The 8,676-nt window shown below is 71.8% G+C and carries 10 protein-coding genes; 1 reads left to right on the forward strand and 9 read right to left on the reverse strand.

Annotation, left to right across the window (positions count from 1 at the left end):
* The 8 genes from GB864_RS18665 to rplU all read right to left on the reverse strand — a co-directional run.
* On the reverse strand, nucleotides 1-188 hold a 188-nt coding region (locus GB864_RS18665; RefSeq protein WP_236779225.1), incomplete at its 3' end, for a hypothetical protein.
* On the reverse strand, nucleotides 185-784 hold the full coding sequence (nadD, locus tag GB864_RS17360; RefSeq protein ID WP_160426948.1) for a nicotinate-nucleotide adenylyltransferase: 600 nt from the start codon (nucleotides 782-784) through the stop codon (nucleotides 185-187). The genes GB864_RS18665 and nadD, both read right to left, overlap by 4 nt.
* 12 nt (nucleotides 785-796) lie before the next feature.
* Nucleotides 797-1,012, reverse strand: coding sequence for a hypothetical protein (locus GB864_RS17365; RefSeq protein WP_160426949.1), 216 nt, complete (start codon nucleotides 1,010-1,012; stop codon nucleotides 797-799).
* A gap of 77 nt (nucleotides 1,013-1,089) precedes the next feature.
* The gene (locus GB864_RS17370) at nucleotides 1,090-2,355 is read right to left on the reverse strand and encodes a glutamate-5-semialdehyde dehydrogenase (RefSeq protein WP_160426950.1); all 1,266 of its coding nucleotides are present in this window, start codon (nucleotides 2,353-2,355) and stop codon (nucleotides 1,090-1,092) included.
* Between the two features lie 50 nt (nucleotides 2,356-2,405).
* Nucleotides 2,406-3,260 (reverse strand): glutamate 5-kinase, encoded by an 855-nt coding sequence (gene proB / locus GB864_RS17375; protein WP_160426951.1) that lies wholly within the window; start codon nucleotides 3,258-3,260, stop codon nucleotides 2,406-2,408.
* Entirely contained in the window at nucleotides 3,257-4,795 is a 1,539-nt protein-coding gene (gene obgE / locus GB864_RS17380) for a GTPase ObgE (RefSeq protein ID WP_160426952.1), read from the reverse strand. The genes proB and obgE overlap by 4 nt, the downstream gene beginning before the upstream one ends.
* A gap of 114 nt (nucleotides 4,796-4,909) precedes the next feature.
* A complete protein-coding gene (rpmA, locus tag GB864_RS17385; protein ID WP_160426953.1) occupies nucleotides 4,910-5,164 on the reverse strand; it encodes a 50S ribosomal protein L27 in 255 nt (84 codons plus the stop codon).
* A gap of 21 nt (nucleotides 5,165-5,185) precedes the next feature.
* Nucleotides 5,186-5,494 carry a 50S ribosomal protein L21 gene (gene rplU, locus GB864_RS17390; RefSeq protein WP_160426954.1) on the reverse strand — a complete coding sequence of 103 codons (309 nt, stop codon included), beginning with the start codon at nucleotides 5,492-5,494 and terminating at the stop codon, nucleotides 5,186-5,188.
* A 255-nt stretch (nucleotides 5,495-5,749) separates the two neighbouring features.
* Between rplU and GB864_RS17395 the strand changes: the two genes are divergently transcribed.
* Nucleotides 5,750-6,022, forward strand: a complete 273-nt coding sequence (locus tag GB864_RS17395; protein ID WP_160426955.1) for a DUF4031 domain-containing protein — start codon at nucleotides 5,750-5,752, stop codon at nucleotides 6,020-6,022.
* A gap of 54 nt (nucleotides 6,023-6,076) precedes the next feature.
* Here the strand turns inward: GB864_RS17395 and GB864_RS17400 are convergent.
* Nucleotides 6,077-8,676: Rne/Rng family ribonuclease (locus GB864_RS17400; RefSeq protein WP_160426956.1), on the reverse strand; the 2,600-nt coding region annotated here is incomplete at its 5' end.

Below are 8,676 nucleotides of genomic sequence, written 5' to 3' on the forward strand. Positions count from 1 at the left end.
TGGACGGGCGGTCGCGATGCGGCCGGCGCCGAGGGCGCAGGAGCCTGGGGCTGCTGCGCAGGCGGTTGCGGCGCGGACCGCTGCGGTGCCGGCGCAGGGGCGGCGCCCGCCGCGGCCTGCTCGGCCTGGAGTCGCTCGCGCTCGCGGAGCTCACGACGGGTGAGCGGCTGCTCAGGCCAACTCGTCATTCGGCGCTCCGATACAGATGATGCTTGGAGATGTACTGGACGACCCCGTCGGGAACGAGGTACCACACCGGGTAGCCCCGGCGAACGCGTTCCCGGCAGTCGGTCGATGAGATCGCCAATGCAGGAACCTCCAACAAGTTTACGTCCCGCTTGGGAAGGTCCGACACCGAGAGGACATGTCCCGGACGACTCACAGCGACGAAATTGGCCAGTTCCCAGAGTTCGTCGGCGTTCTTCCAGTCCAGGATCTGGGCCACGGCGTCGGCGCCGGTGATGAAGAAGAGCTCCGCGTCGGGGCCGTACACGCGACGCAGATCGCGCAGCGTGTCGATCGTGTAGGTCGGTCCGTCGCGGTCGATGTCGACCCGGCTCACGGTGAAGCGGGGGTTCGACGCCGTCGCGATGACCGTCATGAGGTACCGGTGCTCGGCCTCGGTGGCCGCCGACTTGTAGGCCGGCTGCCCCGTCGGCACGAAGACGACCTCATCGAGGTCGAAGGACTGGGCCACCTCGCTCGCGGCCACCAGGTGACCGTGGTGGACGGGGTCGAACGTGCCGCCCATGATGCCGATGCGACGCGGCGCAGCGCTCGTCATGCGGTGGCCGGGTCAGTGCCCGCCGTGTCCGCCGGCAGCGTGCTCGTCGCCGTGCGCGGCCGCGTAGGCGTCGGCCTTCGCCTTGTGACGGTTCGCCACGTCGCGGTACGACAGGGTGACGACCATGAGCACGAGGAAGATGACGAGCGCCACGACGCCGTACATGTACGCCGGCATGGGGAGCTCCACGTGGCCGGCTTCAGCCAGGACGGCGGCGGTGTTCAGCATGATTCGTGGATCCTCCGTGTTCGTGCGAGTGCTTTCGGAAGTCTACCCTCATGGAGCCCTCCGGGATCGGCAGGCCGTCAGCCGCGGGCGTGGCCGCTGCCCCGCACGATCCACTTCGTGCTCGTGAGTTCCGGCAGCCCCATGGGCCCCCGGGAGTGCAGCTTCTGGGTCGAAATGCCGACCTCGGCGCCGAATCCGAACTCGCCGCCGTCGGTGAACCGGGTCGACGCGTTCACCATGACCGCAGCGGCGTCGACCTCGGCGAGGAAGCGCTCGGCGCTCGCGACCTCCTCGGTGATGATCGATTCGGTGTGCTTCGTCGAATAGCGCCGGATGTGCGCGAGGGCGCCGTCGAGGTCGTCGACGACCGCGATCGAGAGTTCCAGGGCCATGTGCTCGGTCGCGAAGTCCTCGTCGGTCGCCTCGGGCAGATCCGGACGCAGCTCGCGCACGCGCGCGTCGCCGCGCACGACCACTCCGGATGCCTCGAGGCGGCCGATCACGGACGGCAGGAGTCGTGCTGCGGCGTCGCGGTGCACGAGCACCGTCTCGAGCGCGTTGCACACGCTCGGTCGCTGCGTCTTCGAGTTGTGGACGAGGTCGACGGACCAGTCCTCCCGGGCCGACGCGTCGAGGAACATGTGCACGACACCCGCGCCCGTCTCGATCACGGGGACCGTGGATTCGGCGACGACGGCCTGGATGAGCCCGGCGCTGCCGCGCGGGATGAGCACGTCGACGTAGTCGCGCGCCCGCATGAGGTGCTGCGCCCCCGCACGGCCGAAGTCGTCGACCGTCGCGATCGCCGCTCCCGGCAGACCGGCGGCCTCGAGCGCGCTGCGGAGGAGATCGACGAGGACGCCGTTCGTGTGCTCGGCGGCGGTGCCGCCGCGCAGGACCGCGGCGTTGCCGCTCTTCAACGCGAGCGCGGCGATGTCGACGGTCACGTTGGGCCGCGCCTCGTAGATCGCGCCCACGACGCCGAGCGGGACCCGCTGCTGCTCGATGCGGAGCCCGTTGGGCAGCCGTCGTCCTTGCACGAGTTCGCCGACGGGGTCGGGCAGTGCGACGAGCTCGAGCACCGCCTGGGCGAGGGCGTCGATACGAACGGCGTCGAGGCGGAGTCGGTCGAGGAGTCCGTCGGAGAGTCCGCTCGCGCGCCCGGCGGCGAGGTCCTGCTCGTTCGCGGCGACGATCGCCGGCACGTGCTCCCGGAGCGTCTGCGCGATCTGCGCGAGCGCGGCATCCTTCTCGGCGGTCGTCGCCCGCGCGAGGGCGCGCGAGGCGTCCTTCGCGGCGGCGAGCCGCTCATCGAGCACGGCGGTGTCCAGCACGGTCGTCATGCGTGCGATTCTACGACCGCCGATCCGGCGGCCGACCCGTGTGACGGCGGCTACTCCCCCGGGTGCGCGGCGTGCGGCGCGGGGGCGCCGAGGCCGTGCGGGGCCGCGGAGAGGGCGAGCGCGATGGGCGAGGGTTCGAACCACGTGCCGAGTTCGCCGCCCGAGAGCGCCTCCCCGACGAGCGCCGTCGCGGTGACGAGGACCGCTGTACCGCCCTGGGCGGCCAGCCGAGCGGCCGAGACCTTCGTCTCGGCTCCGCCGGTGCCGACGCCGGCCCGGCCGATGGAGCCGATCTCGACGCCCGCGAGCTCGTCGCCGAACGGCACCTCCGCGATGCGCTCCGCGCCCGGCAGGTGCGGCGGCCGCGTGTAGAGCGCGTCGACGTCGCTCAGCAGCACGAGCAGGTCGGCGTGCACGAGCCGCGCGACGAGCGCGGCGAGCCGGTCGTTGTCGCCGAAGCGGATCTCGTGCGTCGCGACGGTGTCGTTCTCGTTCACGATCGGCAGGATGCGGAGGCCGAGCAGGCGCTCCATGGCCCGCTGGGCGTTCTGCCGGTTGGTCGCGTCCTCCATGTCGCCCGCCGTCAGCAGCACCTGGCCGGCCACGATGGCGTGCCGGTCGAGGGACTGCTGGTAGCGGTGGACGAGGACGCTCTGCCCGACGGAGGCCGCGGCCTGCTGGGTCGCGAGGTCGGTGGGGCGGCCCTCGAGGTCGAGGAACGGCAGGCCCGTGGCGATGGCGCCGCTCGAGACGAGCACCAGTTCCACGCCGCGCCCGTAGGCTGCGGCGAGGGCGTCGACGAGCACGTCGATCTGTCCGACGTTCGGCCCCGAGATCGAGGAGGAGCCGACCTTCACGACGACGCGGCGTGCGTCGCGCACCGCCGTGCGGAGGGAAGCGGTCACTCCTGCCCCTCGGAAGCGGTCGTGTCGTCGGCAGCGGGGTCCTCGGTCCAGAGGCCGGCCTCGCGCTCGCGCTGGAGCTCCGCGCGGGCTTCGGCCTTGGCATCCATGCGCTCGTAGTACTCGGCACGGCGCTCGGCACGGCTCGCACGACGGTTCTCGTCGAGACGGGCATCCGTGCCGCGCGGGGCGGTGACGAGCTCGGCGGTCGAGGTGAGCGTCGGCTCCCAATCGAAGACGACGCCCTGGCCGACGCCGATGACGACGGTCGAACCGGCGACGGCGCCCGCGCGGACCAGTGCGTCCTCGACGCCGAGGCGCGCGAGGCGGTCGGCGAGGAAGCCGACGGCCTCGTCGTTGGCGAAGTCGGTCTGCATGACCCAGCGCTCGGGCTTGCCGCCCACGACGCGGTAGACGGGCCCGTACGTGCCGCCCTCGACCTTGACGACGAAGTCGGACTCGTCGACGGCTTTCGGACGCAGCACGATGCGCGGCTTCTCGTCCTCGACGGCGGCCTCGCGGCGCTCCTGCTCGACGATCGCGCCGAGGGCGTAGCCGAGCTCGCGGAGGCCCTCGTGGCTGACCGTGGAGATCTCGAAGACCTGCATGCCCTGCGCCTCGAACTCGGGACGCACGAACTCGGCGAGCTCGCGGCCCTCGGGGACGTCGATCTTGTTGAGCGCGACGAGCTGCGGGCGCTCCAGCAGCGGCACCTGGCCCTCGGGCACGGGGTAGGCGGCGAGCTCGGCGCGGATGACCTCGAAGTCGCTCAGCGGGTCGCGGCCCGGCTCGAGCGTGGCGCAGTCGATGACGTGCAGGAGCGCGGAGCAGCGCTCGACGTGGCGGAGGAACTCGAGGCCGAGGCCCTTGCCCTCCGAGGCGCCCTCGATGAGGCCGGGGACGTCGGCGACGGTGAAACGGGCGTCGCCCGCCTGCACCACACCGAGGTTCGGGTGGAGCGTCGTGAACGGGTAGTCGGCGATCTTCGGCTTCGCCGCCGACATCGCGGCGATGAGGCTCGACTTGCCGGCCGACGGATACCCGACGAATGCGACGTCGGCCATGGTCTTCAGCTCGAGGACGACGTCGCCCTCGAAGCCGAGCGTGCCGAGGAGCGCGAAGCCGGGGGCCTTGCGCTTGGTGGTCGAGAGGGCCGCGTTGCCGAGGCCGCCCTGGCCGCCGGGGCCGACGACGAAGCGCATGCCGGGCACGGAGAGGTCGACGAGCTCGGTGCCGTCGGGGTCCTTCACGACCGTGCCGACGGGCACCGGGAGCTCGACGAGCTCGCCGGTCGAGCCGGCGCGGTTGTCGCCCTGGCCGGGCTGGCCGTTCGGCGAGGTGCGGTGGGGCCGGCGGTGGTAGCCGAGCAACGTCGTCGTCTGCGGGTCGGCCACGAGCACGATGTCGCCGCCGTCGCCGCCGTTGCCGCCGTCGGGGCCCGCGAGCGGCTTGAACTTCTCGCGGCGCACCGAGACGCAGCCGTCCCCGCCGTGTCCGGCGCGCAGGTGCAGGACGACCTCGTCGACGAAGCTCACCATGCGGTCTTCGACCTCTCGTTCGTGGGATCGATCCGAACCCCGTGATGCGGATCCGACCGGACCCTGGAAACACGTGAGGGCGAGCCGAAGCCCGCCCTCACGAGATGAACCGGATTATTCGCCGGCGACGATGTTGACGACCTTGCGGCCGCCCTTGGCGCCGAACTGCACCGAGCCCGCCGCGAGGGCGAACAGCGTGTCGTCGCCGCCACGACCGACGTTGACGCCGGGGTGGAAGTGCGTGCCGCGCTGGCGGACGATGATCTCGCCGGCCTTCACGACCTCGCCGCCGAAGCGCTTCACGCCGAGGCGCTGCGCGTTGGAGTCACGACCGTTGCGAGTGGAGCTCGCACCCTTCTTGTGTGCCATTAGCTGTTCTCTCCCTGGCGCTTACTTGATGCCGGTGATCTTGACGCGCGTGAGCTCCTGACGGTGGCCCTGACGCTTCTTGTAGCCGGTCTTGTTCTTGTACTTCTGGATGATGATCTTCGGACCGCGCAGGTCGTTGAGGACCTCGGCCGTGACCGTGACCTTCGCCAGGCTCTTGGCGTCGGAGGTGATCTTGTCACCGTCGACGAGGAGCACCGGGGTCAGCGTGACGTTCCCGTTCTCGTCGGCCGCGATCCGGTCCATCGTCACGACGGTGCCGACTTCGACCTTCTCCTGGCGGCCGCCGGCGCGCACAACTGCGTAAACCACTTACTCGTACCTCACTCCGGGGAGCCCGATCCGGGCCCCGACTGTCTGGATGGATGTCACTGCGCAGCACGCCCCAGCGGGAAGAAAGGGTCGTTCTCGACAGAAAACCTTGGCAGCGAAGGGATAAGCAACGCACACCAGCGACCGAGTTTACCCGAGGTTCCTGAGGGAATCAAACGACCGGCCGCTCGGCGTGGCGCGCGCATCCCGTCGAGGCGCGCGCCGACGCGCTGCCCCGCGCCTAGACTCTCGGCCATGACCGTGCTGATCGACGACCCGATGTGGCCCAAGCACGGCACGGTCTGGGCGCATCTCGTGAGCGACGAGTCGATCGAGGAGCTCGTCGCGTTCGCGGACGCCGCGGACCTCCCCCGCCGCGCCTTCGACCTCGACCACTACGACGTGCCCGTCGAACGCTGGGACGACCTGGTCGCGCGGGGCGCCGTGCCCGTCGACGGGCGCGAGCTCGTGCGACGACTGCGCGCGAGCGGACTGCGCGTCACCTCGAAGCAGCGGCACGGCCGCTGACGGCCGACGCCCAGCCGCACCGCGAGGGCGCGACCGGGCGTCGGGGAAACCGATTCACTCCGCCGGGGCGTCCTCGCCGGCACGGCGGATGACGGGGGCGTCGCCCGAGCCGGACACCGCGCCCGTCGAGACGCGACGGCTGCGGCCCCGGGAAGCGCGACCGGTGCCGGGCTCCTTCGGCGCCGGCAGGGCGTCGAGCACCGAGTCGAGCAGCGCGTTCGCGTCGAACGCCGGAACCGGACGCTCGCGAACCGGCGCCTCCGGGAGTTCGATGACGGGGACGGCGGCGTCGTCGGGCGTCTCCGCGACCTCCGCCTCGGCGGACTCGGCATCGCTCGACCCGGCCTCCGCCGCATCCACGAGGTCGGCCTCGACGGACGCCTGCGCGGCCTCGGCGACGGTCTCCGCGGGCTGCACGGACGCGCCCGCCGCCTCAGCGGCGGTCGTCTCGACCTCGGCGGCCTCCGCCGCCTCGCTCGCCTGCTGCTCCGACGTCTCGCCCTGCGGACGCTCGGACTGGCCGCCGCGGCGACGACGGCCGCCTCGGCGACGGGACCGGCCCTCGCGGGGCTGGCCGTCGACCTGCTCGCCGTTCGCGGTCTCGGACGCGGCGGCGTCGGGCGAGATGACCTGGACGGGCGCCGTGCGAGGCGAGCCGTCGTGGTGGATGGTGCTCGCCGCGACCTGCGCCAGGCCCGCCTTCACGTTGTCGGTGATCGCGTGCGTCGAGGACGTCGTCGCTGCGGGCTCGCGCGGCGCCTGTGGCTGCTGGCGCTCCCCGCCCTGGCCGCCGCCGCGACGGCTGCGACGCTCGGTCTGCGGCTGCTGCGGGGCGCGGTGCTTGAAGACCGGCTCGTGGTGGACGACGATGCCGCGGCCGGCGCACACGTCGCACGGCTCGCTGAAGGACTCGAGCAGGCCGAGTCCGAGCTTCTTGCGGGTCATCTGCACGAGTCCGAGCGAGGTGACCTCGGCGACCTGGTGCTTCGTGCGGTCGCGCGAGAGGCATTCGACGAAGCGGCGCAGCACGAGGTCGCGGTTGGACTCGAGGACCATGTCGATGAAGTCGACGACGATGATGCCGCCGATGTCGCGCAGACGCAGCTGCCGCACGATCTCCTCGGCCGCCTCGAGGTTGTTCTTCGTGACGGTCTCCTCGAGGTTGCCGCCGGAGCCGACGAACTTGCCCGTGTTGACGTCGACGACGGTCATCGCCTCGGTGCGGTCGATGACGAGCGAACCACCGGAGGGCAGCCAGACCTTGCGGTCGAGGGCCTTCTCGATCTGCTCGGAGATCCGGAACGCGTCGAACGAGTCGCCCTCGCCGGAGAACGCCTCGATGCGCTCGAGCAGGTCGGGCGCGACGGCGCCGACGTAGCGCTCGATCGTCTTGCGCGCTTCCTCGCCCTCGATGACCATGCGGTGGAAGTCCTCGTTGAAGACGTCGCGCACGATCTTGATGAGCAGGTCCGGCTCGGAGTGCAGCAACGTCGGCGCCTGAGCCTTCTGGATCTGCGTCTGCACGTCGGCCCACTGGGCGATGAGGCGCTGCACGTCGAGCGTGAGCTGCTCTTCGGTGGCGCCCTCGGCGGCCGTGCGGACGATGACGCCCTGGTTCTCCGGGAGCACCTCCTTCAGGATCTTCTTCAGGCGGGCGCGCTCGGTGTCGGGCAGCTTGCGGCTGATGCCGTTCATCGAGCCGTTCGGCACGTACACGAGGTAGCGGCCGGGCAGCGAGATCTGGCTCGTGAGACGTGCGCCCTTGTGGCCGACCGGGTCCTTCGTGACCTGGACGAGCACGCGGTCGCCGGGCTTCAGCGCCAGCTCGATGCGGCGGGGCTGGTTCTTCTCGCCCTCCGCCGCGGCGGCATCCCAGTCGACCTCGCCGGAGTAGAGGACGGCGTTTCGGCCGCGGCCGATGTCGATGAACGCCGCCTCCATGGAGGGCAGGACGTTCTGGACGCGGCCGAGGTAGACGTTGCCGATGAGGGACGCGTCCTGGTTGCGGGCGACGTAGTGCTCGACGAGCACCCCGTCCTCCAGCACGCCGATCTGGATGCGTCCGGCCTTCTGGCGCACGATCATGGCGCGGTCGACGGACTCGCGTCGGGCGAGGAACTCGGCCTCGGTGATGACCGCACGGCGGCGGCCCGCGTCGCGCCCGTCGCGACGGCGCTGCTTCTTCGCCTCGAGGCGCGTGGAGCCCTTGACCTTCTGGGGCTCGGTGATGAGCTCGACCTCGCGGGGCTTGCGCACCTTGACGACCGTGTTCGCGGGCTGCTCGCCCGCGGGGGCGTCCTCCCCGGACCGGCGGCGCGCGCGACGGCGCACGCTCGAGCGGCTCGGAGTCTCGTCCTCCGCGTGCTCCTCCTCGGCCTGGCGCGGGCGCGGCGGCAGCGCGTCGAGCACCGGGGGCGCGTGGAAGATCAGGGACGTGGTCGAGAGCACCGTCGGAATGGGCGACGCGGGCGCGGCCTCGCCCGCGGCCTCCTGCTCGGGCTCCGGCTCGCCGATCTCGGCGGATGCCTCGGCGGCCGCATCGACCGTCTCCGCGGCGGGCGCATCCGCGGCCGGCACGGCTTCCGCGGGCGCAGCATCCTGCGGCGCCGCGGCCGTCGGTTCGGCCTGCTCGGGCGCCGCCGCGTCGGCCGGAG

The sequence above is a fragment of the Agromyces seonyuensis genome (genome assembly GCF_009789225.1).
Classification (GTDB): Bacteria; Actinomycetota; Actinomycetes; order Actinomycetales; family Microbacteriaceae; genus Agromyces; species Agromyces seonyuensis.